A 24,296-nucleotide genomic window follows, 5' to 3' on the forward strand; every position below is an offset into this window, starting at 1 on the left:
CCATTATCGTGGTGATGCTGGCAATCGCCTGGCGCCGCAACCACTCGCAGACCTTCCTGATCTCGGTCGCCGGTCTGAACCTGGCCTTGCTGTTGATCCTGCCAGCCCTGAAAGTCGCGCCTCTGGCCGTGACGCCATTGCTGCAAGTCGACACCTTCGCCTGCCTGTACATGGCGCTGATTCTGGTCGCCACCCTCGCTTGTGTAACCCTCGCCCACGCCTACCTCGGCGATGGCGGTTCGGGTTACCCGGGCAACCGTGAAGAACTGTACCTGCTGATCCTGATGGCCGCCGCCGGTGGTCTGGTTCTGGTCAGCGCGCAGCACCTGGCCGGCCTGTTCATCGGTCTGGAACTGCTGTCGGTGCCGGTCTACGGTCTGGTGGCTTATGCTTTCTTCAACAAGCGTTCGCTGGAAGCCGGCATCAAGTACATGGTGCTGTCGGCCGCCGGTTCCGCGTTCCTGTTGTTCGGTATGGCCCTGCTCTACGCTGACGCCGGCACCCTGAGCTTCAACGGTATCGGTCAGGCGCTGGCTACGACCAACCTGCCGAGCTCGCTGGCGCAGTTGGGTCTGGGCATGATGCTGATCGGTCTGGCATTCAAGCTGTCGCTGGTACCGTTCCACCTGTGGACCCCGGACGTGTACGAAGGTGCTCCGGCACCGGTGGCCGCGTTCCTCGCCACCGCTTCGAAGGTTGCCGTGTTCGCGGTGATGGTGCGTCTGTTCCAGATCTCCCCTGCCGCAAGCAGTGGTGTACTGAGCGACGTACTGAGCGTGATCGCCGTTGCCTCGATCCTGTTCGGTAACCTGCTGGCCCTGACCCAGAGCAACCTCAAGCGTCTGCTCGGCTACTCGTCCATCGCGCACTTCGGTTACCTGCTGATTGCCCTGGTGGCGAGCAAGGGTCTGGCGGTGGAAGCCATCGGCGTGTACCTGGTCACCTACGTGATCACCAGCCTCGGCGCGTTCGGCGTGATCACCCTGATGTCCTCGCCGTACAACGGCCGTGACGCCGACGCGCTGTACGAGTACCGCGGCCTGTTCTGGCGCCGTCCGTACCTGACCGCCGTACTGACCGTGATGATGCTGTCGCTGGCCGGTATCCCGCTGACTGCCGGCTTTATCGGCAAGTTCTACATCATCGCCACCGGTGTCGAGTCGCACCAATGGTGGCTGGTCGGTTCGCTGGTACTGGGCAGCGCCATCGGCGTCTTCTACTACCTGCGCGTGATGGTCACCCTGTACCTGATCGAACCGAACCTGCGCCGCCACGACGCCCAGCTGCACTGGGAACAGAAGGCGGGCGGCGTAATGCTGCTGGCCATCGCCCTGGTCGCGTTCTTCCTGGGTGTGTACCCGCAGCCATTGCTGACTCTGGTTCAGCAGGCGGGTCTGGCGGGCTGATATTCGGCTGGCTGGAAACGGAAACGGCACCTTCGGGTGCCGTTTTTGTTTTTGCGGGATTTAACGTCAAAAGATCGCAGCCTTCGGCAGCTCCTACATTGGGATGGTATGCGGTCTGTAGGAACTGCCGAAGGCTGCGATCTTTTGACTTATAACGCTCCCCCTTTCTAGGAATTTGCCTGCAAAGCGGTGAGCAATGGCTGACATTCTGCAGAAGGTAATTGCGGTTAAATTTGAGGATCACCTATCAAGTGGAGATCCACGAACCATGAAGCGGGATATTTTTTCAGAGTTGATGGATGGCCTTGATGCGATAGCCGAAGAACGCCAAGGCAAAATTACCTTGAAGAAGACGCGTGTAAAACGGATCGGCGACACGAAGGGCAAACTCATTCTTCCCGCCGAAACTGATGCCTCTCTATCACACAGTTTGCTGGATACCTTCGAACGATAAAAAGCCACATCTGCTCTCATGTGATCTATCAGACTCACTCAACCCACTGTGGGAGCGAGCGTGCTCCGGGCGGCGTTCCGACGAAGGCGTCGGCACATCCCCATCTTCAGTGCCTGACACTCCGCTTTCGCGAGCAGGCTCGCTCCCACAGGTTTATGTGGCGTTCACTCAATCCATATAACCACATGACGAAATTGTAATGCCCGCATCACCTTGGCGTTATCCGCAGCTTGCAACGATGTGATCCGGCGACCAATGCCGGCGGGCCTTTGCCCGTCGAACAATAAAACCACGCCGACGCACGTTCCCGTTCTGCCGAACCCAAGGAGTGTTTGATGGTTAACAATACAAAAATGTCGATGGCCGCTTTAGCGGTGGTGGTCGGCGCCGGGCCGTCCATGGTGTTTGCAGAAGACCAGCCTGAGGGCTTCGTCGAAGGCAGCAGCCTGACGGTGCTCAACCGCAACTTCTATTTCAATCGTGATCATCGCAATGGCCAGTCCAGCCCCACCGGCAACGGTTATTCCGAAGCCTGGGCGCATGCAGTGATCAGCAAGTTCGAATCCGGTTTCACCCAAGGCACCGTCGGGGTCGGGGTCGATGCGTTTGCCATGCTCGGCTTGAAACTCGACACCGGTGACGGGCGCAACGGCGGGCGCAGTTCGTTCGATGTGCTGCCGGTCAACCGTGACGGCCAGGCGCGGGATGAATACACCAAGATCGGTGGTGCCGCCAAAGTGCGGGCCTTCGACACCGTGGTCAAGGTCGGTGATGTGTTCCCGGCCAACCCGGTGGTGGCCGCCGGTGACTCGCGCTTGTTGCCGGAAAGCTTTCGTGGGGTGACGGCGACCAACACCAGCATCGACGGTCTGTCGATTCAGGGCGGACGCCTGCATGCGATGAGCCAACCGGTGTCGAGCGACATGCGCGAAAACTTCGCCACGTTCTACGCGGGCCCGGTCAATTCGCCGTGGATCGCTTACGGCGGTGGCGACTACGTGCTGAACAAAAACCTCAGTTTCAGCCTGTACTCCAGTCGTCTCAAGGATGCCTGGAACCAGTACTACGCCGGCACCGCATGGACCTATCCGCTGTCGGACGACCTGTCGCTGTTCGGCGGCCTGAACTATTACAAGGCAGTCGACGAAGGCAAACGACTGCTCGGCCAATTCGACAACAACATCTGGAGCGGCCGGGTCGGGGTGAAACTCGGCGCGCACTCCGTCGCCCTCTCCCACCAGCGCAACAACGGCAACGATGACTTCGATTACCTGCGCCAGTCGGACTCGATCTTCCTCGACAACTCGATCCAGTACAGCGACTTCAACTCGCCGAAAGAGCGTTCGTGGATGGTGCGTTATGACCTCGACATGAGCCCTTACGGCGTACCCGGTCTGTCGTTCATGACCCGTTACGCCCGTGGCACCGACGCCGACTATTCCAACGCCAACGCCGTGTACATGCGCCGCGATGCCGAAGGCAATCCGCTGACCGACCAGAAGCGCTGGGAGCGCGACGTCGAAGTCAAATACGTGGTGCAAAGCGGCTCGATGAAAGACCTGTCGCTGCGCTTGCGCCAGGCCACCACCCGCGCCACAGCGTTCGAATCCGACTTGGATGAAGTGCGGGTAATCGTCGAATACCCGCTGGCGATTCTCTGAGTTTACCGAGCAATACATTCACCTTTTAGAAGCTCCTTGCTCCTTTGGTCAGAGGTGAATTTTTTGGCGTCCTTCGGGACGCCTTTTTTATGCCTCCCCGAAATCACGCCGCAGAAAACTGTGGGAGCGGGCTTGCTCGCGAAGGGGCCGTGTCAGTCGAAATCAATGCTGAATGACACACCGCTTTCGCGAGCAAGCCCGCTCCCACAGGGGTTATGCGCTGGGTTCGACGTTATCCAGTGCCTTGTTCACCGCCAGCTCGCCGAGCATGACCACCTGTGCAATCCCCAACAGCGTCTTGCGATGCGTGCCCTCCAGCAGCGCGGCGAAGTCGCCGAGCATTACCGTGGCCGAGGCCAGGGATTCGCAGGCGTTGGCCAGCAGGGATTCGGTGTCGGCGTTGGGGTTGACCAGAAACAGCGCGTTGGCGGTGTATGGCGTGGCCATGATGGGCGGTGCGGGGTTGAGGTAGTAGTCGAGGGCGCGGTCGGCGGCTTCGTGAAGTTTGTGGGTGTCGATGGCGGCGTAGGGGGATGTTGGATCGGAGTCTACAGACGTGTCTGTTTCAGGCGGATTGGGTGTTGGCTTTTTCATAATTTTTGCACTCAGCTTGACGGTGGAGCTGGCCCTTTCGGTTCCACGCGAAGGGGTGGCAGCTGTACGCAGGTTGGAACTCGGGCAACTGAGCAAAACCCGACAGACTCGAAGTCTCCCGCGCACAGCCGCCATAACGGAGTGCACACATGAAAGTGCGCAAGCATACGTCATGAACGGTGCGTTTTGCGTCAGTTAAACCGAGGGGTTCCAATCCCGATCGCTGATTTGGCAGCGACCCACACAGGCTAGAGAGCGGACGTCCGACGGACAACCTGAAAACATTGTGGGAAGGTTCTGCTTTTTCCACACCGCCTTAAACATCCCGAAATGAAATACAGAACGCGCAAGAGCCGCTTTTAATCTCGGCCCTCAAGAAATTCGCCCACCAATCACTTCTTGTGCGCTAAATATTTCTATCAATAAAGGCAGTCAATTGAGCGTTGTTAGCTAGCGTCGCTACCACTGTGCCATTCTTGAATACGCAAGTTGTAGGAACGTTAGTGACCTCAAATCTCTGAGCCATTTGAGGGCTTTCATCGACATCCAACATGACGAAGCCCACATCGGCTGAACAACTGCGGGCTGCCTGCTTGAACTTCATCGCCATTTCTTTTGAAGGACCGCTCCACGTAGCGCAGAACATCACGAAGGTGGGCCTGGATTTTTGTAAAACTACGGATTCGAAATCGAGGTCATTGCACACATCTACTGGAGTGCCCATAAAATTGCCTTCTATATGCAGAGTGATTGAAGTTGTTTATGCCACTCTCACTCTTGGTTCGATCAGACATTGGGGCAACTGTCAGAGTTGACAGTTTTTAGGCTCAATTGAAGTTGTATCTATGCCAAATGCCTCTCAGCAACGTGTAACTGTATTCCGTCGAATCAATGTCCAAATGCAGGCTCATGTCGCAGCAATTAGCCACCACTGTTGCGGCACACGCCGGCCACGCTGTACTTGAGGGTGTTGAGTTGCCCTTGCGAGTCTTCGTAGGTCATGGCGGTAGGGACCACCGAGCAGGCCGGCTGCGGCTTAACCACGCTGACGATTTTCACCACGTCGAGCTGCATGCCGTATTCGTATTCCTTGACCACCGGCGCCGCTTTGCCGCGCTCGGCCGCGTATTGCTCCATGGCTTTGGCGTTGGCGTTGAAAGCGCGCTCGAAGGTGCGATCACCGCCGCCTTCGGCCAGTGCATTTACCGATATCGCCATGAGGCCGGCGCAGGCCATTAACTTGATCAACTTCATGTTTACCCCTCCATCAAAAAGCCCGGCATCGGCAGGCGGCAACGGGCTTGTTCCCTTGCGATGCGCTTACAGGTCTTTAGTCTTGTCGTCTTTCTTCTCGTTGACGACGACCGGGTCGCGGGCCTGCTCCTTGGCGACGAACAGCTCTACGGCGCGGTCGTTGGCGCTCATCATGCGGTCGAACGTGCGGTCACCACCGCCTTCGGCCATGGCCAGCGACGACAGCATCAGGGCGGCTGCGAAGGTGCTCAGTGGGGCGAATTTCATGGTTGATTCCTCGTTTAAGTAACTGACGGGATCAAGGTAACAAGGTGAACCTATCGTGACGGTGGCGGGGGAATTACATATCCGTAATGTGGCAAGCGCGGCAGCCACACAGAAAATGTCAGGCCTGAGAAATACCTGTGGCGAGGGAGCTTGCTCCCGCTGGGGCGCGCAGCGGCCCTCGCTCTTCCTTTGAAAAAGCGCGGCCTGCTGCGCAGTCCAGCGGGAGCAAGCTCCCTCGCCACAGGGGTTGTGTTCACAGTCAGGTAGGGACGGTGTCCTCATCCCGGCGATGGGCGATCTGGTACAGCGCCGGCAAGATCAGCAATGTGAGGATCGTCGAGGACAGAATCCCGCCGATTACCACGGTTGCCAGCGGCCGCTGCACTTCAGCACCGGTGCCGGTCGCCAACGCCATCGGAATAAAGCCCAGCGACGCCACCAACGCCGTCATCAACACCGGCCGCAAGCGCGTCAGTGCACCGACGTTGATCGCCTCCGTCAGTGTGCGCCCTTCCTCACGCAAATTGCGGATGAACGCGATCATCACCAACCCGTTGAGCACCGCTACCCCGGACAACGCGATAAACCCGACGCCAGCGGAAATCGACAACGGAATGTCCCGCAGCCACAGCGCCATCACCCCGCCGGTCAAGGCAAACGGAATCCCGGTAAACACCAGCAAGCCGTCCTTCAAATTGTTAAACATCATGAACAGCAACCCGAACACCAGCAGCAACGCCACCGGCACCACGATCTGCAAGCGCTTGGCCGCCGATTGCAGTTGCTCGAACTGCCCGCCCCAACTGGTCCAGTAACCGGCCGGCACCTGCACCTCGCGCTCGATCAGCGCACCCGCCTCGCTGACGAACGAACCGATATCGCGCCCGCGCACGTTGGCGCTGACGATCACCAGGCGCTTGCCGTTTTCGCGGCTGACCTGATTTGGCCCCAGCACCAGGTCGAGGCTGGCGACGTCCTTCAGCGCGATAAAACCGATCTGATTCGCCGCACCGCTCAGCGCCGGCACCGGAATCAGCAGCGCCGACAAGCCGTCGATGTCCTTGCGCATCGTGTCGGATAAACGCACCACCATGTCGAAACGCCGATCACCCTCATACAAGGTGCCGGCCTGACGCCCGCCGACGGCCACAGCGATGGTGTCCTGCACATCGCCGACGTTGAGGCCGTAACGCGCCGCCTTGTCGCGGTCGATGTTGATGGTCAGCACCGGCAGGCCGGTGGTCTGCTCGACTTTCACTTCAGACGCGCCGTTGACTTTCTGCATCGCCGCCGCGATCTTCGCCGCCGTGGCGTTGAGCACGTCCATGTCGTCGCCAAACACCTTGACCGCGACATCGCTGCGCACACCGGAGATCAGTTCGTTGAAGCGCAACTGAATCGGCTGCGACAGTTCATAGTTGCTGCCCGGCAGCGTCGCGGCAGCGGCTTGCAACTCGGCCATCAGGGTTTCGCGGGACTTGTTCGGGTCTGGCCATTGCTCCTTCGGCTTGAGCATCACGTAGCTGTCGGAGATGTTCGGCGGCATCGGGTCGGAAGCGATTTCCGCGGTGCCGGTGCGGGCGAACACCCGCTCGACCTCCGGCACTTTGGCCAGGATCAGCGTCTCCAGGCGCTGCTGCATGTCCACCGACTGCGTCAGGCTGGTACCCGGCACGCGTAGCGCCTGCAGGGCGAAATCGCCTTCACTGAGGCTCGGCACAAACTCGCTGCCCATGCGGCTGGTGAGCACGCCGCTGAGCACGATCACCGCCAACGCCGCGCCCACGGCCACCGTGCGATGCGCCATGACCCAGGCCAGCGCCGGCGCATACACCCGACGTGCGCCGCGCATCACCGCGCCCTCTTCTTCCTTGACCTTGCCGGTGACGAACAGCGCAATCGCTGCCGGGACGAAGGTCACCGACAGCAGCATCGCACCGAGCAGCGCGATGACCACGGTGAACGCCATCGGGTGGAACATTTTCCCTTCGACGCCGCTCAGGGCGAAGATCGGCAGGTACACCACCATGATGATCAACTGGCCGAAAATCAGCGGTCGCCGCGCCTCTTTCGCTGCCGCAAAGACTTCCTTGAAACGCTCGGCACGGGTCAGCAAGCGCCCGTGATGTTGCTGCGCATGCGCCAGACGGCGCAGGGTGTTCTCGACGATCACCACCGCGCCGTCGACGATGATGCCGAAGTCCAGCGCACCTAGGCTCATCAAGTTGGCGCTGACCTTGTTGCTGAACATGCCGGTGAAGGTGAACAGCATCGACAGCGGGATCACCATCGCCGTGATCAACGCGGCGCGGATGTTGCCGAGGAACAGGAACAGAATCGCGATCACCAGAATCGCGCCTTCAATCAGGTTCTTTTTCACCGTGGCGATGGCTTTGTCGACCAGGTGGGTACGGTCGTAAACCGGCACGGCGATCACCCCGACAGGCAGGGATTTATTGATCTGTTCAAGCTTGCTCGCGACCGCTTGCGACACCGTGCGGCTGTTCTCGCCGATCAGCATGAACACCGTGCCGAGCACCACTTCACGGCCGTTTTCGGTGGCCGCGCCGCTGCGCAACTCACGGCCGATTTCCACCGTGGCGACGTTCTTCACCCGGATCGGCGTGCCGTCGACATTGGCCATGACGATGTTGGCGATGTCCTCGGTGCTCGCCACTTGCCCCGGCGCACGGATCAGCAACTGCTCGCCGCTGCGCTCGATGTAGCCGGCGCCGACGTTGGCGTTGTTGCGCTCAAGCGCCGTGACCAGATCGGTGAGGGTGAGCTTGTACGCGGCGAGGCGTTTCGGATCGGGCGCGATCTGGTATTCCTTGGCAAACCCACCGATGGTGTTGATCTCGGCGACACCCGGCACATTGCGCAACTGCGGCTTGATGATCCAGTCCTGAATCACCCGCAGATCGGTCGGCGTGTAGGGCGTGCCGTCGTCCTTCAACGCGCCCTCCTTCGCCTCCACCGTCCACAGAAAGATCTCGCCGAGGCCGGTGGAGATTGGCCCCATCACCGCTTCCGCGCCTTCGGGCAATTGCTCTTTGGCGATCTGCAAACGCTCGTTGACCAGTTGGCGGGCGAAGAACAGGTCGGTGCCGTCCTTGAAGATCACCGTGACCTGCGACAGCCCGGAGCGCGACAGCGAACGGGTCTGCTCCAGCGCCGGCAAACCGGCCATCGCGGTTTCAATCGGGAAGGTGATGCGCTGCTCGGTTTCCAGCGGCGAGAACCCGGCGGCGCCGGTGTTGATCTGCACCTGGACGTTGGTGATGTCGGGCACGGCGTCGATCGGCAGTTTTTGATAACTGGCGATGCCGAGGCCGGCCATGAGCAGAACGGCGAGCAGCACGATGATGCGCTGCTCGATGGCAAACTGGATCAGGCGTTCGAACATGGGGACCTTCCAGAATTAATGACTGTGCTCGGCCGAGGCTTTGCCCAGCTCCGACTTGAGGACGAAGCTGCCGGCGCTGGCGACTTGCACGCCCGGTTCCAGCCCGTGGGTGACTTCCACGTGGCCGGCGGCACGGCTGCCCAGTTCCACCGTCTGCGCCTTGAAGCCGTCGTCGGTCCGCACGAACACCGTGGGCTTGTCCTCGACGGTCTGGATCGCGGTTTCCGGCACGGCGACTTTGGCCTGGCGGCTCTCGGTGGCCACCAGCGCGGTGACGAACAGCCCCGGACGCCAGGAGCCCTGCGGGTTTTCCAGCGTCACGCGCACGGTCGCGGTGCGCGTCTGTTCGCCGAGCAGACTGCCGACGTAAGCCACGCTGCCGCTCACTTCGGCTTTCAATTCCGGCGCACTGACGGTGACCGCTTTGCCCACCTGCACCTGGGTCAGGTCCTTGGGTGAAACGCCGAACGTGACCCACACACGGGACAAGTCCGAAAGGGTGAACGCGGCGGTGGTTTCATCAACCACCTCGCCCGGTGTCAGGTGTTTTTCCACCACCACGCCGTCGAACGGCGCGCGCAGTTCGTAGCGATTGCCGCCGGTGGCGACCATGCTGCCGCTGAGCACGCTGATTTTCTGCCGGGCGTTGTTCATGGCGATTTCCGCTTCTTCCAGCGCCTGCTTGGCCTGGAGGAAATCCTGTTCGGCGGAGATCTTGTCCTGCCAGAGTTTTTTCTCGCGCTCGTAGGTGGTGCGCGCCAACGCCAAGCGCCGTTGTGCGGCGGCCTGTTCGCTGCGCTGATCGGAAATCTGCTGACTGGCGATTACCGCCAGCAACTGGCCCTTCTTCACCGCTTGCCCGAGGTTGACCGCCACCGACTCGACCACCCCCGGCACGCGCGGCACGACGTGCGCCGTGCGGTCCTCGTCGAAGCGCACTTCGCCGGGGAACGACAGGCCCAGACTGATGCTCTGCGCCCGCGCCTCGGCCAGTTGAATGCCTGCCGCCGCGATCTGCTCGGTACTCAATTCGATGTGGCCTTCTTCGGCATGTTCGCTTTCGGCGGCAACACCCTCCTCGGCGTGATCGGCATGTTCGGAAGCCTCATCGGCATGCGCATCGATATTTGAATTGGCCGGCCACATCGAGCCGATGCCAATGCCCAGCGCCAAAGTCGCCACCGCGACCACCAGCAGTTTTTTATCCATGGAAACTCCTCTGCGCCGTGCCATCGCGCAGTTGTCTGAAAGTGAAATTCAAGGGCTGACGCTGAGGTCGCCGAAGACCCGTTCGAGGCGCACGCGGGCGTCGGTCGCCTCGCTGACGGCCTGGATGTATTGGTTGCGCGCGGCGATCAGGGTGCGCTGGGCGTCGAGCACGTCGAGGAAACCGAACTTGCCCATTTCGAAACCGCGAGTAGCGCTGTCCACCGCACTTTGCGCGGCGGGCAGGATGGTCTGATTGAACGCGTTGACTTCGCCATTGGCGGTCTGCCATTGCTCGAGGCTGGTCTGGACTTCGGTGCGCAAACGCAGCTCGGTGGCGTTGCGCAGATCCCGCGCCTGATCGCTGCGCCGTGCGGCGGCGAGCACGTTGCCCTGATTGCGGTTGAACAGCGGAATCGGCATCGACAGACCGACCACGTTGACCCGCTCGCGCTCGGTTTCGCTGTACTGGCTGCCGATGCTCACGGTCAGGTCAGGAATGCGCTGCGACTTTTCCAGGCCCAACGATGCTTCGCGTTGATCGATCTGCAGTTTCGCCAGACGCAGTTCGGCGGTCTGGTTCAGACGCTCGAGCAAACGACTGGGCGGCGGCAGCGTGGCGAGGTTTTGCGTCGCGGCTTGCACATTGGTCGAGGTCGGCAGCGGTGCGCCCATGACTTGCGCCAGTTGCTGATAGGCGTTGGCCTGATCGCGCTCGGCGCGGCTCACCTCCAGGCGCACTTCCGAGAGCTGCACTTGCGCTCGCGTGCCTTCGACCGGCGACGATTTGCCGGCCTCGATGCGCCCCTGTGCAACGCGCAAACCGTGCTCGGCCAGTTGCAGCGACTGACGCGACAGCTGCAAGCGTTGCTGCGCGGTTTGCGCGCTGTTGAACGCCTGAATCACATCGGCGCGCAAGGCATTGCGCTTGCGCTCCAGCTCGATGCCGGCGGCGTCCTGCGCACGGCTGGCAACGTCAATCCGGGCACCGCGTTTACCGCCCAGTTCAATCGGCTGACTGAGCATCACCGTGGTGGTGCGCGAGTTGCGTCGGGTGTCTTCGGCTTCCCACGACACCTCGGGGTTGGGGATCAGTCCAGCCTGTTGCCGATCGCCCTCGGCTATGCCGATTTCCCACTGCGCGGCGGCAAGATCCGGGTTGCCGGCGAAGGCACTTTGCAGCGCCTGATCCAGCGTCAGGGTCGCTGCGCTGGCAAGGCTGCTACACGCCAACAACAAGAGGCCGCTGGCGGTTTTTTTCAGGCGTGATCGCGCCGTCAGTTCGATTAAACCGGGCAATGGAAGACTTCCTTTAATTCAGGATTTTTCGATGCCGCCACGTTAGGGTTTTGAACTTATCGACAAGGTGACTGGAACATTACAAATCCGTTATCCACGGTTTGGCAAAGTTGTTTTGTTCTAGGATGCGAAGTGCAAACGGCTTTGCCGCAATACATGGAAACAAATACTCGGTAGTTATCTGCCGAACAGCACTTGCCTGAATGCAATACATGTATGCGGGTGCATTCAAGCTGCGACAGGCTGTCGCAGATGGCCGATTTAAAGGCGCTGGTCGTTGACCCTGTAGCCACTACAGCCTTTACCGTGCGCACATTCACTTATTGAACTCCGTCCGGAAGACCTTACAAAAACAACAACTTTCCCGGCCACCTTAATTAAATATCCCTTAAATAAAAGTGGTGAAAGATCATGCGAATCCTTGTCGTCGAGGACGAGCTTAAAGCTGCCGAATACTTGCATCAGGGTTTGACCGAAAGTGGCTATATCGTCGACCACGCCGCCACCGGCGCCGATGGATTGCATCTGGCGCAACAGCAGGCCTATGACCTGATCATTCTCGACGTGAACTTGCCGGAACTGGACGGCTGGGGCGTGCTGGAACAACTGCGCCGCACTCATTCCACGCGGGTGATGATGCTCACCGCGCGCGGGCGTCTGGCAGACAAGATCCGTGGGCTGGATCTGGGCGCCGACGACTATCTGGTCAAGCCGTTCGAGTTTCCCGAGTTGCTGGCACGGGTGCGCACCCTGATGCGCCGCAGCGAAAACATCCCGGTGCCGCAGGTGTTGAAAGTCGCCGATCTGGAACTCGATCCAGGCCGCCATCGAGCGTTTCGTGGCGAGCAGCGCATCGACCTGACCACCAAGGAATTCGCCCTGCTGCACTTGCTGATGCGCCAGTCCGGCGAGGTGCTGACCCGTACGCAAATCATCTCGCTGGTGTGGGACATGAATTTCGACTGCGACACCAACGTGGTCGAAGTGTCGATCCGGCGCTTGCGCGCGAAGATTGATGACCCGTTCGACAACAAGCTGATCCACACCCTGCGCGGTGTCGGCTACGTGCTGGAGGCGCGGGAATGAAGCCGGCCAGCCTGTCGATGCGCCTCGGGTTGACCGTGAGTATTCTCGGCGCGCTGTTGGTGGTGTTTCTGGCGATCCTCGCCTATTTCGCCCTGACTCATGAGCTGAATGCGCTGTCGCGCGACAGCCTGGACAAGAAGATGGCGCAGGTGGAGCACAGCCTGTCGCTGTACGTCGACGCCAATGAAGTCAGCGGCAAGCCGCACATTCTGCTCGATCAGGTCATGGGCCATGACAACCTGACGCTGACGATTTATGACCGCTCGAATCTGCGCTCGCCGCTGCTCAAATCCGGTTCAGGGCTGAAGGATCCGCGTGCCGAATTGCGCGCGGTACGAGCCGCCACCGAGCAGTTGGCCTACAGCGACAGCAGCGATGCCGAAGGCGCGAAATTCCTCACCGCGTCGAAGCTGATTCGGCTCAAGGATGGCAGCAGCGTGCCGGTGCTGCTGTCGATGGACAACGCGCATGATCAGGCGCTGCTCAGCGCCTATCTGCGCTCGACATTGATTGCCCTGCCGCTGCTGCTGGTGTTCATCGGCCTGACGGCGTGGGGCGCGGTGCAGCGCGGGTTGGCGCCGATGCGTGAGTTTCGCAAAGTGGCGGCGATGGTCTCGACTCAGGATCTGGATCATCGGCTGTCGGTGGTGAACATGCCCCAGGAGCTGAGCGAGCTGGCGCAGGGCATCAATTTCATGCTGCATCGGCTGGATGCCGGGGTGCAGCAGCTGTCGCAGTTCTCCGATGATCTGGCGCACGAGCTGCGCACGCCGATCAATAACCTGATGGGCAAGGCTCAGGTGACACTGTCTCGCGAGCGCACGACCGAGGAATACCAAGACGTGCTGGTGTCCTGCATCGAGGAGCTGGAGCGCGTGGCGCGGATTGTTTCGGACATGCTGTTTCTCGCGCAGGTCAGTCATCCGTCGGCGCTGGCGCCGTTTGAATCGGTGGCGCTGGAGGCGGAAGCGGCGAAGGTCGCGGAGATGTTTTCGCTGTCGGCGCAGGACAAGCAGATTCACTTGAATGTTGTTGGCAGCGCATTGGTGCTGGGCGATCGGCTGATGATCCAGCGGGCGATTTCCAATCTGCTGTCCAACGCGCTGCGGCATTGCCCGAACGGCAAAACCATCACCTTGCTGATCGAGCAAGGCGCGACGCAGGCTTCACTGCTGGTCAGCAATCCCGGTGCCGGCATCGAGGCGCAACACCTGCCGCACCTATTCGACCGTTTCTACCGCGTCGACAGCGCCCGCTCGCGCTCACAAGGCAGCACCGGGCTGGGGCTGGCGATTGTGCGCTCGATCATGAGCCTGCATCAGGGCGTGGCGGAGGTGAAGAGCTTGCCCGGTGTCATGACCGTGTTCCGCCTCGGTTTTCCCGCGGTGACATCCACGGCCCCATCGCTTGCAGGCAAGCTCCCACAATGAATCGCGGTGAACCCGAATTTTGATGGCAATACAAAACCTGTGGGAGCTTGCCTGCAAGCGATGGCGGCGGCTCAGTCACATCTTTGTTGTCTGACACTCCGCTATCGCGAGCAGGCTCACTCCTACAGTGAATCGCGGTGAACCCGGACTTTGATGGCAATACAAAACCTGTGGGAGCTTGCCTGCAAGCGATGGCGGCGGGTCAGGCGATTTTTTTCGTCTGACACAGCGCTATCGCGAGCAGGCTCACTCCTACAGGTTCTTGTGTCGTCCACTGATGCGGTGTACGCCGCAAACCTCTGTGGGAGTGAGCCTGCTCGCGATAGCAATGGCACAGGCAACAAAAAAAACGGCACCTTGCGGTGCCGTTCGCCTTGCACATTTCAGCCTTTACTTACGCGCATCCGCCCACGATTTCAGCAGTTCGTTGTAGCTCACGGTCTCGCCCTTCGGCTTCTCGTTGGCCAGTTTCGGTTTGGGTGCGCCCGGCTGGTCGAACCAGTATTGCGCATCGCGTTCCGGGTTCATTTTCGGGGCGCACACCGCTTGGGCCTTGGAGCGTTCGAGGCGCGTCATGATCGCGTCCTGATCCTTGGCCAGGCCATCCAGCGCCTGTTGCGGAGTTTTCTCGCCGCTGGCCGCTTCGGCGATGTGGCTCCACCAGAGTTGCGCCAGACGCGGATAGTCCGGCACGTTGGTCCCGGTCGGAGTCCATTGCACGCGGGCCGGGCTGCGGTAGAACTCGACCAGACCACCGAGTTTCGGCCCCAGATCGGTCATCGCCTGCGAGTTGATGTCCGACTCGCGAATCGGCGTCAGGCCGACGATGGTTTTCTTCAGCGACACGGTTTTCGAGGTGACGAACTGCGCGTACAGCCACGCCGCGAGTTTCTGTTTCTCAGGCGTGGACTTCATGAACGTCCACGAACCCACGTCCTGATACCCGAGCTTCATGCCCTCCTCCCAATAAGGCCCACGCGGCGACGGTGCCATGCGCCATTTCGGTGTGCCGTCGGCGTTGACCACCGGCAGGCCCGGTTTGGTCATGTCGGCGGTGAACGCGGTGTACCAGAAGATCTGCTGGGCGATGTTGCCTTGCGACGGCACCGGGCCGGACTCGGAGAAGGTCATGCCCGCCGCTTCCGGTGGCGCGTAGGCCTTGAGCCAGTCGACGTATTTCTGCGTGGCGAACACCGCCGCCGGGCCGTTGGTGTCGCCGCCGCGGGTCACGCTGGAGCCGACCGGATGGCAGTCCTCGACGCGAATCCCCCACTCGTCCACCGGCAGGCCGTTGGGCAAACCCTTGTCGCCGCCACCGGCCATGGAGAACCAGGCATCGGTGAAGCGCCAGCCCAGCGACGGGTCTTTCTTGCCGTAATCCATGTGCCCGTAGACGCGCTTGCCGTCGATTTCCTTGACGTCTTCGCTGAAGAATTTGGCGATGTCTTCATAGGCCGACCAGTTCACCGGCACGCCCAATTCGTAGCCGTACTTTTCCTTGAACTTGGCTTTCAGATCCGCGCGCTCGAACCAGTCGGCGCGGAACCAGTACAGGTTGGCGAACTGCTGGTCGGGCAATTGGTAGATTTTGCCGTCCGGCGCCGTGGTGAACGAGATGCCGATGAAGTCCTTGATGTCGAGGGTCGGCGAAGTGAAGTTCTTGCCTTCGTTGGCCATCAGGTCGGTGATCGACTCGGTCTTGCCGTAGCGAAAATGCGTGCCGATCAGGTCCGAGTCGTTGACCCAGCCGTCATAGATGTTCTTGTCCGACTGCATCACCGTCTGCATTTTTTCGACCACGTCGCCTTCTTGCAGCAGGTCGTGGGTGAGCTTGATCCCGGTGATTTCGGTGAAGGCCTTGGCCAGTACCTTGGACTCGTATTCGTGGGTGGTCAGGGTCTCTGAAACCACTTTGATTTCCATGCCGCGAAACGGCTCGGCGGCCTTGATGAACCACTTCAATTCTTCGAGCTGCTGATCCGCCGTCAGGGTCGACGGCTTGAACTCGCTGCCGATCCATTTTTTCGCCGCGTCTTCGTAAGCATCGGCCCAGGCAGATGCGCTCAAACCGCTGAGTGCGAGCATGGCTGCCAATGAAATGCTATGTCGCAGCTTATTGTTTTTATCGAACATAGAGACCTCCAGTTAGAGTTTCGGAGCACGATTGCCGAGCGACTCGACTAGCCCCAGCGCATCACAACCAACAGCCACACCAGAGACAGCGCGGACGCTACCCAGATGCTCCAGTCGGTGACGCCGATTACCAGCAGATGCAGGTAGGCGCTGCCGAGAAGACCGATGAACAAGCGATCGCCACGGGTGGTGGCAATCGGCAGAAAACCTCGCCGCAGGATGCTCGGCGAGCGCAATTCCCAGGTGGTCATGCCCACCAGCAGCAGGCCGATGGCGATAAAGAACCCCGCCGTGGGGGTGGTCCAGCTCATCCATTCCATCATGCGTTCCTCAGACCCGACCCAGAGCAAAGCCCTTGGCCACGTGGTTGCGAACAAACCAGATCACCAGCATCCCCGGGAGGATGGTCAACACCCCCGCCGCTGCCAGCACGCCCCAGTCGATGCCCGAAGCGGAAACCGTGCGCGTCATCACCGCAGCAATCGGCTTGGCGTTGACCGAGGTCAGCGTGCGCGCCAGCAGCAGTTCGACCCAGGAAAACATGAAGCAGAAAAACGCCGTGACGCCGATCCCGGAGCCGATCAGCGGGATGAAAATCTTCACGAAGAACTTGGGAAAGCTGTAGCCGTCGATGTACGCGGTTTCGTCGATTTCCTTGGGTACGCCGGACATGAAACCTTCAAGAATCCATACCGCCAGCGGCACGTTGAACAGGCAGTGGGCCAGCGCCACGGCGATGTGCGTGTCGAACAGCCCGATCGACGAATACAACTGAAAGAACGGCAGCAGAAACACCGCCGGCGGCGCCATGCGATTGGTCAGCAGCCAGAAGAACAAGTGCTTGTCACCGAGGAAGCGATAGCGCGAGAACGCGTACGCCGCCGGCAACGCCACGCTCAACGAAATCACCGTATTGAGGCTGACGTAGTACAGCGAGTTGATGTAACCGCTGTACCAGCTCGGATCGGTGAAGATCACCTTGTAGTTGTGCCAGGTGAAGTCCTGCGGAAACAGGGTCAGCCCGCCGAGAATTTCGGTGTTGCTCTTGAACGACATGTTCAACAGCCAGTAGATCGGCACCAGCACGAACAGGATGTACACCAGCAACGGAACAAGTTTTCTTTTGCTCATGGCCGGGCCTCAACGGTTGGCGTCGGAATGGGTCATGGCGGTGTAGAACAGCCACGAGACCAGCAGGATGATCAGGAAGTACACCAGCGAAAACGCCGCTGCCGGCCCCAGGTCGAATTGGCCGACCGCCATCTGCGTCAGCGTTTGACTGAGGAACGTCGTGGCATTGCCCGGCCCGCCGCCGGTGAGCACGAACGGCTCGGTGTAGATCATGAAACTGTCCATGAAGCGCAGCATCACCGCGATCAGCAGCACGCTTTTCAACTTCGGCAACTGGATGTGCCTGAACACTGCCCAGGCCGAAGCCCGGTCGATCCGCGCCGCCTGGTAATACACGTCGGGAATCGCCCGCAGCCCGGAGAAACACAGCAACGCCACCAGCGAAGTCCAGTGCCAGACGTCCATCACCAGCACCGTGACCCAGGCGTCCATGGTGTTGGCCGCGTAGTTGTAGCTGATGCCCAGCGCATTCAGGCTCGAGCCGAGCAGGCCAATGTCGGCGCGGCCGAAGATCTGCCAGATCGTACCGACCACGTTCCACGGAATCAGCAGCGGAATCGCCAGGATGATCAGCACCACCGATGACCAGCGGCCCTTGGTCGGCATGGTCAGGGCGATGCCGATGCCCAGCGGGATTTCGATCAGCAGCACACACGCCGAGTAGATGAACTGGCGCAGCAACGAGTCGTGCAGGCGCGGATCGAGCAGCACCTGCTTGTACCAGTCGGCGCCGACGAAGTAGCGGCTGGACTGGTCGAAGATGTCCTGCACCGAGTAGTTGACCACGGTCATCATCGGGATCACCGCGCTGAACGCCACCAGCAGAAACACCGGCAACACCAGCCACCAGGCCTTGTTGTTCTGCACCTTGTTCATGGCTGCACCTCGGTGTCTTCCAGGAGAAATTCATCGGCGTAGACCATCAGCCACTGCGCCGGGAAACTGATGTACGCCGTGCCCTGCGGCACCGGTTTGTCTTCGGTCAGGCGCACCTTCAGCGGCGCGCCATCGAGGTCGAGGGTGAGGATCTTGTAGGTGCCGAGGTCTTCGACGTGGACCACCCGCGCCTGCATCGCCTCGTCAAACGGCTCGTCCCAGACATGGATGAACTCGGGGCGGATGCCGACCTTCAGATTTTTCCATTGGCCGTGTTCGATGTGTCGTTGCAAGGCGTCGGACAGCGGCAGGTGCGTCGAGGCGAAACCGACTCCACCCGTTTGCGGCTGCACCTCGATCAGGTTCATCCCGGGGCTGCCGATGAAGTAGCCGACAAAGGTATGGCTCGGCCGCTCGAACAATTCCCGGGGTGTGCCGAACTGCACGATCTGGCCGCCGTACATCACCGCGATCTTGTCGGCGAAGGTCGAGGCCTCGAGCTGATCGTGGGTGACGTAGACCATGGTGATGTTGAATTGCTCGTGGATCTGCTTGAGCTTGCGTCGCAGCTTCCACTTCAGGTGCGGGTCGATCACCGTCAGCGGCTCGTCGAAGAGGATCGCCGAGACGTCGTCACGGACCAGGCCACGGCCCATGGAGACTTTCTGTTTTTCGTCGGCGGTGAGGTTGCGCGCCTTCTTGCTCAGCAGGTTTTGCAGGTCGAGGACTTCGGCGATTTCCTGCACCTTGCTGTGCACTTTCGCCTCGGCCATGCCCTGATTTCTCAGGGGGAAAGCCAGGTTATCGAACACGGTCATGGTGTCGTAGACCACAGGGAACTGGAACACCTGGGCGATGTTGCGCTTCTCCGGGGTCAGGTCGTTGACCGCTTTGCCGTCGAACAACACATGCCCTTGCGAGGGGCTGAGCAGGCCGGAAATGATGTTGAGCAAAGTCGATTTGCCGCATCCCGAAGGGCCGAGCAAGGCATAAGCGCCGCCCTGCTCCCAGATGTGGTCCATCTCGCGGATCGCGTAATCCTCTGGCCCGCTCGGGTTTTTACTGTAGCTGTGGGCGAGGTGCTGCAAACGGATTTCGGCCATCAGGCAACCCTCGCGACACGCCGGCCCGGTGCCTGCACCAGACGACCCTGCGCATCGAACACGAACAGTTTGTGAGTCGGGATGTAGATGCGAATCGGCGCATCGACGTCATATTCGTGAACCCCCGGCAGGTGCAGCACCAGCAGGAAATGTTCGTTGCGCACGTGCAGGAAAGTTTCTGAGCCGCTGATCTCCGCCACTTCGACGGTGACTGCCAGTTCCAGGTCGTCATCATTGCTCGGCACCAGCGAGATATGGCTGGGGCGCACGCCAAAGCGGAACTCGCCCTCACCCACCGGGCGCAGATCGACGTTCAGCGGGAAGTGCACGAAGTTGGCGAAACTGACTTCATTGCCGGCGATACGGCCGGGCATCAGGTTGATCGGCGGTTCGGAGAACAGCTCGGCCGCCAGCACGGTTTGCGGCTGGTGGTAGACCGCGGTCGACGGGCCGCTCTGGATCACTCGACCCTCGTGCAGAATCGTCGTGGTGCCGCCCAGCGCCAAGGCTTCGTTGGGTTCGGTGGTGGCGTAGATCGCGATGGTGTGGCGCAGTTTGAACAGCTCGCGCATTTCCTGGCGCAGTTCTTCGCGCAGCTTGTAGTCGAGGTTGACCAGCGGCTCGTCGAACAGGATCAGCTCGGCATCCTTGACCAGCGCCCGGGCCATGGCGGTGCGCTGCTGCTGGCCGCCGGACAGCTCCAGCGGATAGCGCTGCAGGAATTTTTCGATGCGCAGCATCCGCGCGGTTTCCTGCACCTTGCTGTGGATGATGTCTTTGGCGACACCGGCCTGGCGCAACGGCGAGGCGATGTTCTCGAACACGGTCATGGTCGGGTAATTGATGAACTGCTGATAGACCATCGACACGTTGCGCAGGCGCACCGGGCGCTGGGTGACGTCGACGCCGTTCATCAGGATCCGCCCGCTGTCAGGCTTGTCCAGACCGGCCATCAGGCGCATCAGGCTGGTCTTGCCGGACAGCGTGCGGCCGAGCAGAACATTGAAGGATCCGGGTTCGAATGTCAGGCAGGCATCGTCGATCCAGGTCTGGCCCTCGACGGTACGGCTGACGTGCTCCAGGGTGAGTGACATGGCTCGGCCTTTTTTATTATTGGAGTCAAGCGACCTGTGCAGCAGAGCGACATTCGTGCCAGAAATGGCAAGTGGTTGATTTGTCGTGAAAAGAGCTGAAAACGCGGGAAACGGGCGTTCATTGCTGAACAAATTTGAACAGTCGGGCGATTGACAATGAACAATCGTGAACAACACTCTATGAACTGTTCACGCACCCTGTAGGAGCTGCCGCAGGCTGCGATCTTTTGATCTTGTTCATAAAAAACAAAAGTCAAAAGATCGCAGCCTGCGGCAGCTCCTACAGGGGAAATGTGTGGCTCATAACAATAATAAAAACGCTGCATCAGAGGCCCACTGCCATGGCCGCACCTGCCCCGCCGCTGTCCCACGAGGCGATTGTCCAGACCTCCTGGCAACGTTGCCGCGCCTTCGGTCTCAACCATCAAAGCGCTCCGGCCTTCGATCAACTGCCTGCCGCCGGCATCGCGCAGTTGCTCGACCGTCACCACGCGCTGGTACAGACCACCCATCAGGAAGTGCTGCCGTACTACGAGAACATTCTCAGCAATTCCAACTGCCTGATCATGCTCGCCGACCATCAGGGCCAGGTGCTGACCTCGTGGGGCACTCAGCGCTTTATCGAGCCGAACCTGGCCCGAGGCTTTCGCGCCGGGGCGAGCTGGATGGAGCGCTCCAGCGGCACCAATGCGATCGGCACTGCGCTGGCCTGCGAGCAAGCGGTGCACATCGAACACGATGAACACTTCCTTAAGGCCAATCGCTTCATGACCGGCTCCGCCGCGCCGATTTTCGATGCCGAGCGCAAGGTCATCGCGGTGCTCGACGTGTCCAGCGACAGCTATCTGCCGCCCTCGCACACCCTGGGCATGGTCAAGATGATGAGTCAGACCGTGGAGAACCGGCTGATCCTCAACCTGTTCCACGGTCAGCACTTTCAACTGACCTTCAACACCGGGTTGAACAACCTCGACAGTCAGTGGGCCGGGCTGCTGATTTTCGATGAGAGCGGCCAAGTGCTGTCGGCCAACCGGCGGGCGGACAATCTGCTCGGCGTGCGCCTGTCGCGGGTCAGCGTCGACAGCCTGTTCAACGTGTCGTTGCTGGAACTGATGAATCAGCCAGACGGCTTGCCGTTCGCCCTGCAGACTTCGGGGCGCAACCGCTTCCAGTGCTTGCTGAAGCGACCGCAACAGGCACCGATTCAGCCTCGGGTATTTGCCGAACCCAAGCCCGCCGCAGCGCCGATCAAAGTGCCGGGAACGATCAGCCTCAACTCTCTGCATTTTGGTGACAGCCGCGTCGAGAAAGCCGTGCGCCAGGCCGAACGCCTGCTGGAGAAAGACATCCCGTTGCTGATCCACGGCGAAACCGGGGTCGGCAAGGAAGTCTTCGTCAAAGCCCTGCATCAGGCCAGCTCACGCAGCAAACAGGCATTCATCGCCGTCAACTGCGCGGCGATCCCCGCTGAGCTGGTGGAGTCCGAACTGTTCGGCTATGAAAAAGGTGCGTTCACCGGCGCCAACCAGAAAGGCAGCATCGGCCTGATCCGCAAGGCGGACAAAGGCACGCTGTTCCTCGATGAAATCGGCGACATGCCGCTGCCGACTCAGGCGCGGTTGTTGCGGGTGTTGCAGGAGCGCTGCGTGCAACCGGTGGGCAGCAGCGAGTTGTTCGCGGTGGACTTGCGGATCATCTCGGCGACCAACCGCTCTTTACGCGAGCAAGTGCAGTTGGGCCGGTTTCGCGAGGATTTGTACTACCGAATTGGCGGTTTGACCCTGGAACTGCCGCCGCTGCGAGAGCGCAGTGATAAAGAAGCGCTGTTCAAACGCCTGTGGGAGCAGCATCGCGAACCGACGCAATGGGCCGGGCTGAGCCGCGAGGTGCTGGAGCTGTTCAGCCGACATCCATGGCCGGGGAATCTGCGTCAGGTCAGCAGCGTGATGCAGGTGGCGCTGGCGATGGCCGAGGAACAACCGGTGCGGCCGGAGCATTTGCCGGATGATTTTTTTGTCGATCTGGAGATGGAGCCGGTTGAGGTCGCAGCGCCGCTGGGGGTTGATCTGAATGATGCCGAGGCGTTGAACCGCGAGTTGCTGGCGGCTGGGGGGAATATTTCGCATCTGGCGCGGCGGTTGGGGGTTAGTCGTAACACCCTTTACAAGCGCTTGCGCCAGGCGGAGAGCTGACTGCTGCGCAGTCAATCGCGAGCAGGCTCACTCCTACAAGGGATTTGTGCCAGGAGCTGATCAATTGTAGGAGTGAGCCTGCTCGCGATGGCATTTGCCCTGTCACCACACCACTATCAAACCGCCCCCATTGACCGAACCGACTAGACTGTGACGAAATGTTTCAGCTTTTCCCCATGCCTTTGATCCAGACACCTCCCTCCTCCTGATCCTCACAGGACACGTGCTTTGACCAACATCTGTTCCACCGGCCTCGATATCGGCTTCGCCTCTCTGGACTACCTGCAGATCGGCTTCCTCGGCATCATTCAAGGCATTACCGAGCTGCTGCCCGTTTCCTCCACCGCACACATGCGCATCGTCCCGGCCCTGCTCGGCTGGCCGGATCCCGGCTCGGCGTTTTCTGCAGCGATGCAATTGGCCGCGCTGGCAGCGGTGGTCAGTTATTTCTGGCGCGACGTCCGGCAAGTGGTCGGTGGCAGCGTCGAGGCGGTGCGCCAACGGGATTTCAATAACCGCTGGTTCATCCTCGCGGTGGCCATCGTGTTGGCGACGATTCCGATCGGCATTGCCGGCATAGCGCTGTCCTCGACGCTCAACGCCTGCAACTCGCCCCTGCGCGGCCTGATGGTGATCGGAGTTTCCTGCGTGGTCATGGCGGTGCTGCTGGCCGCTGCCGAACTCACCTGCCGGCATCGGCGAACCGTCGACGAAATGCGTCTGCGTGATGCGCTGATCGTCGGCATTGCGCAGATTGGCGCGCTGATTCCCGGCGTGTCGCGCTCCGGCTCGACGCTGACGGCAGCACTGTTTCTCAACTTCAAGCGTGAAGAAGCGGCGCGGTTCTCGTTCCTGCTCGGGCTGCCGGCGATTGCCCTCGCCGGCCTGAAAGAGTTGTGGGTGTTGTTCCATGCCGACCTTTCGGCAGCCGTTTGGGCACACCTGATTTTCGGTCTGGTGATCGCCAGCATCTCGGCGTTCTTTGCGATCTGGGGCCTGATGCGCTTTCTGGAAAAATTCTCCACTTGGCCATTCGTCATCTACCGCGCGGTGCTGGGGATTTTCCTGATCGTCGCGGTCAGCAGCGGGGCCTTGAGCTAAGGCCCTGCCAGAAAAAACAAAACCCGCACTCGGCGGGTTTTGTTTTAACGCGGGTCAGGCAATCAGTCAGCCAGACGCCAGGTCGTGCCGCCCTTGCCGTCTTCCAGCACCACGCCCATGGCGGTGAGCTGGTCGCGGATGCGGTCGGATTCAGCCCAGTCCTTGCCGGCGCGTGCCGCCAGCCGTGCAGCAATCAGCGCGTCGACTTCAGCGGCATCGACACGCCCTGCGGCGCCCGCTTGCAGGAAGTCATCGGCTTCCAGCTGCAACACACCCAGCACGCTCGCCAGTTCTTTCAGACGCGCCGCCAGACCGGCCGCCGCGTCGAGATCGCTCTCGCGCAGACGGTTGATCTCACGCACCATCTCGAACAGCACCGCGCAGGCTTCCGGCGTGCCGAAGTCGTCGTTCATCACCGTGGTGAAACGCTCGACGAAGGCTTCGCCGCCAGCCGGAGCGACGCTCGGCAGACCTTTCAGCGCATGGTAGAAACGCTCGAGTGCGCCCTTGGCGTCCTTGAGGTTGTCTTCCGAATAGTTGATCGCGCTGCGGTAGTGGCTCGACACCAGCAGGTAACGCACGACTTCCGGGTGGTACTTGTCG

20 protein-coding genes and 1 pseudogene are annotated in these 24,296 nt (G+C 60.6%); 7 read left to right on the forward strand and 14 right to left on the reverse strand.

Annotated features, from left to right (window positions below; all coding sequences use genetic code 11):
* Positions 1 to 2 precede the first annotated feature (2 nt).
* The 3 genes and pseudogenes from nuoN to ACIOUG_RS10890 all read left to right on the forward strand — a co-directional run bounded on the left by nuoN (position 3) and on the right by ACIOUG_RS10890 (position 3,521).
* On the forward strand, positions 3 to 1,406 hold the full coding sequence (nuoN, locus tag ACIOUG_RS10880; RefSeq protein ID WP_401065166.1) for an NADH-quinone oxidoreductase subunit NuoN: 1,404 nt from the start codon (positions 3 to 5) through the stop codon (positions 1,404 to 1,406).
* A gap of 268 nt (positions 1,407 to 1,674) precedes the next feature.
* A pseudogene (locus tag ACIOUG_RS10885) lies at positions 1,675 to 1,770 on the forward strand (transcriptional regulator); the annotation flags it as partial.
* Between the two features lie 425 nt (positions 1,771 to 2,195).
* Positions 2,196 to 3,521, forward strand: a complete 1,326-nt coding sequence (locus ACIOUG_RS10890; RefSeq protein WP_401065169.1) for an OprD family porin — start codon at positions 2,196 to 2,198, stop codon at positions 3,519 to 3,521.
* A gap of 213 nt (positions 3,522 to 3,734) precedes the next feature.
* On the opposite strand, the gene ACIOUG_RS10895 is transcribed toward ACIOUG_RS10890, so the two are convergent.
* From ACIOUG_RS10895 to ACIOUG_RS10925, 7 genes are all read right to left on the reverse strand, one after another.
* Complete coding sequence (locus ACIOUG_RS10895) at positions 3,735 to 4,115, reverse strand: DUF6124 family protein (protein WP_401065171.1); 381 nt, start codon at positions 4,113 to 4,115, stop codon at positions 3,735 to 3,737.
* A 406-nt stretch (positions 4,116 to 4,521) separates the two neighbouring features.
* Positions 4,522 to 4,839 carry a thioredoxin family protein gene (locus ACIOUG_RS10900; RefSeq protein ID WP_401065174.1) on the reverse strand — a complete coding sequence of 106 codons (318 nt, stop codon included), beginning with the start codon at positions 4,837 to 4,839 and terminating at the stop codon, positions 4,522 to 4,524.
* Between the two features lie 197 nt (positions 4,840 to 5,036).
* Positions 5,037 to 5,369 carry a DUF2790 domain-containing protein gene (locus tag ACIOUG_RS10905; protein WP_401065176.1) on the reverse strand — a complete coding sequence of 111 codons (333 nt, stop codon included), beginning with the start codon at positions 5,367 to 5,369 and terminating at the stop codon, positions 5,037 to 5,039.
* A 66-nt stretch (positions 5,370 to 5,435) separates the two neighbouring features.
* Positions 5,436 to 5,636, reverse strand: a complete 201-nt coding sequence (locus tag ACIOUG_RS10910; protein ID WP_064586991.1) for a co-regulatory protein PtrA N-terminal domain-containing protein — start codon at positions 5,634 to 5,636, stop codon at positions 5,436 to 5,438.
* A 259-nt stretch (positions 5,637 to 5,895) separates the two neighbouring features.
* The gene (locus ACIOUG_RS10915; RefSeq protein ID WP_401065178.1) at positions 5,896 to 9,042 is read right to left on the reverse strand and encodes a CusA/CzcA family heavy metal efflux RND transporter; all 3,147 of its coding nucleotides are present in this window, start codon (positions 9,040 to 9,042) and stop codon (positions 5,896 to 5,898) included.
* A 15-nt stretch (positions 9,043 to 9,057) separates the two neighbouring features.
* Positions 9,058 to 10,251, reverse strand: coding sequence for an efflux RND transporter periplasmic adaptor subunit (locus ACIOUG_RS10920; RefSeq protein WP_401065181.1), 1,194 nt, complete (start codon positions 10,249 to 10,251; stop codon positions 9,058 to 9,060).
* Between the two features lie 48 nt (positions 10,252 to 10,299).
* Positions 10,300 to 11,547, reverse strand: coding sequence for a TolC family protein (locus ACIOUG_RS10925; RefSeq protein ID WP_401065184.1), 1,248 nt, complete (start codon positions 11,545 to 11,547; stop codon positions 10,300 to 10,302).
* Between the two features lie 411 nt (positions 11,548 to 11,958).
* Here ACIOUG_RS10925 and ACIOUG_RS10930 point away from each other — a divergent pair, with 411 nt between their 5' ends.
* The gene (locus ACIOUG_RS10930) at positions 11,959 to 12,633 is read left to right on the forward strand and encodes a heavy metal response regulator transcription factor (protein ID WP_003223767.1); all 675 of its coding nucleotides are present in this window, start codon (positions 11,959 to 11,961) and stop codon (positions 12,631 to 12,633) included.
* On the forward strand, positions 12,630 to 14,063 hold the full coding sequence (locus ACIOUG_RS10935; RefSeq protein ID WP_401065187.1) for a heavy metal sensor histidine kinase: 1,434 nt from the start codon (positions 12,630 to 12,632) through the stop codon (positions 14,061 to 14,063). Before ACIOUG_RS10930 ends, ACIOUG_RS10935 begins: the two co-directional genes overlap by 4 nt.
* A 390-nt stretch (positions 14,064 to 14,453) precedes the next feature.
* On the opposite strand, the gene ACIOUG_RS10940 is transcribed toward ACIOUG_RS10935, so the two are convergent.
* From ACIOUG_RS10940 to ACIOUG_RS10965, 6 genes are read right to left on the reverse strand one after another with little or no spacing between them, the layout of a single operon-like run.
* Positions 14,454 to 16,196, reverse strand: coding sequence for a carbohydrate ABC transporter substrate-binding protein (locus tag ACIOUG_RS10940; RefSeq protein ID WP_401065190.1), 1,743 nt, complete (start codon positions 16,194 to 16,196; stop codon positions 14,454 to 14,456).
* Between the two features lie 47 nt (positions 16,197 to 16,243).
* Entirely contained in the window at positions 16,244 to 16,516 is a 273-nt protein-coding gene (locus ACIOUG_RS10945; protein ID WP_027614647.1) for a DUF2160 domain-containing protein, read from the reverse strand.
* A gap of 10 nt (positions 16,517 to 16,526) precedes the next feature.
* Positions 16,527 to 17,327, reverse strand: coding sequence for a carbohydrate ABC transporter permease (locus ACIOUG_RS10950; RefSeq protein ID WP_329696776.1), 801 nt, complete (start codon positions 17,325 to 17,327; stop codon positions 16,527 to 16,529).
* 9 nt (positions 17,328 to 17,336) lie between these two features.
* Positions 17,337 to 18,203, reverse strand: a complete 867-nt coding sequence (locus ACIOUG_RS10955; protein ID WP_102357787.1) for a carbohydrate ABC transporter permease — start codon at positions 18,201 to 18,203, stop codon at positions 17,337 to 17,339.
* Positions 18,200 to 19,306 (reverse strand): ABC transporter ATP-binding protein, encoded by a 1,107-nt coding sequence (locus ACIOUG_RS10960; RefSeq protein WP_401065194.1) that lies wholly within the window; start codon positions 19,304 to 19,306, stop codon positions 18,200 to 18,202. The genes ACIOUG_RS10955 and ACIOUG_RS10960 overlap by 4 nt, the downstream gene beginning before the upstream one ends.
* On the reverse strand, positions 19,306 to 20,400 hold the full coding sequence (locus ACIOUG_RS10965; protein WP_401065197.1) for an ABC transporter ATP-binding protein: 1,095 nt from the start codon (positions 20,398 to 20,400) through the stop codon (positions 19,306 to 19,308). Before ACIOUG_RS10965 ends, ACIOUG_RS10960 begins: the two co-directional genes overlap by 1 nt.
* Positions 20,401 to 20,741: 341 nt before the next feature.
* On the opposite strand from ACIOUG_RS10965, the gene ACIOUG_RS10970 reads away from it, so the two are divergent.
* Both ACIOUG_RS10970 and ACIOUG_RS10975 read left to right on the forward strand, forming a co-directional pair.
* Entirely contained in the window at positions 20,742 to 22,592 is a 1,851-nt protein-coding gene (locus ACIOUG_RS10970; RefSeq protein WP_401065199.1) for a sigma-54-dependent Fis family transcriptional regulator, read from the forward strand.
* 228 nt (positions 22,593 to 22,820) lie between these two features.
* Positions 22,821 to 23,693 (forward strand): undecaprenyl-diphosphate phosphatase, encoded by an 873-nt coding sequence (locus ACIOUG_RS10975; protein ID WP_401065202.1) that lies wholly within the window; start codon positions 22,821 to 22,823, stop codon positions 23,691 to 23,693.
* A 62-nt stretch (positions 23,694 to 23,755) separates the two neighbouring features.
* Here ACIOUG_RS10975 and ACIOUG_RS10980 read toward each other — a convergent pair.
* The coding region (locus ACIOUG_RS10980; RefSeq protein ID WP_401065204.1) for a DALR domain-containing protein at positions 23,756 to 24,296 on the reverse strand (541 nt) is incomplete at its 5' end.

The sequence above is a fragment of the Pseudomonas sp. NPDC087803 genome (assembly GCF_044742995.1).
In the GTDB taxonomy this organism is placed as follows: domain Bacteria; phylum Pseudomonadota; class Gammaproteobacteria; order Pseudomonadales; family Pseudomonadaceae; genus Aquipseudomonas.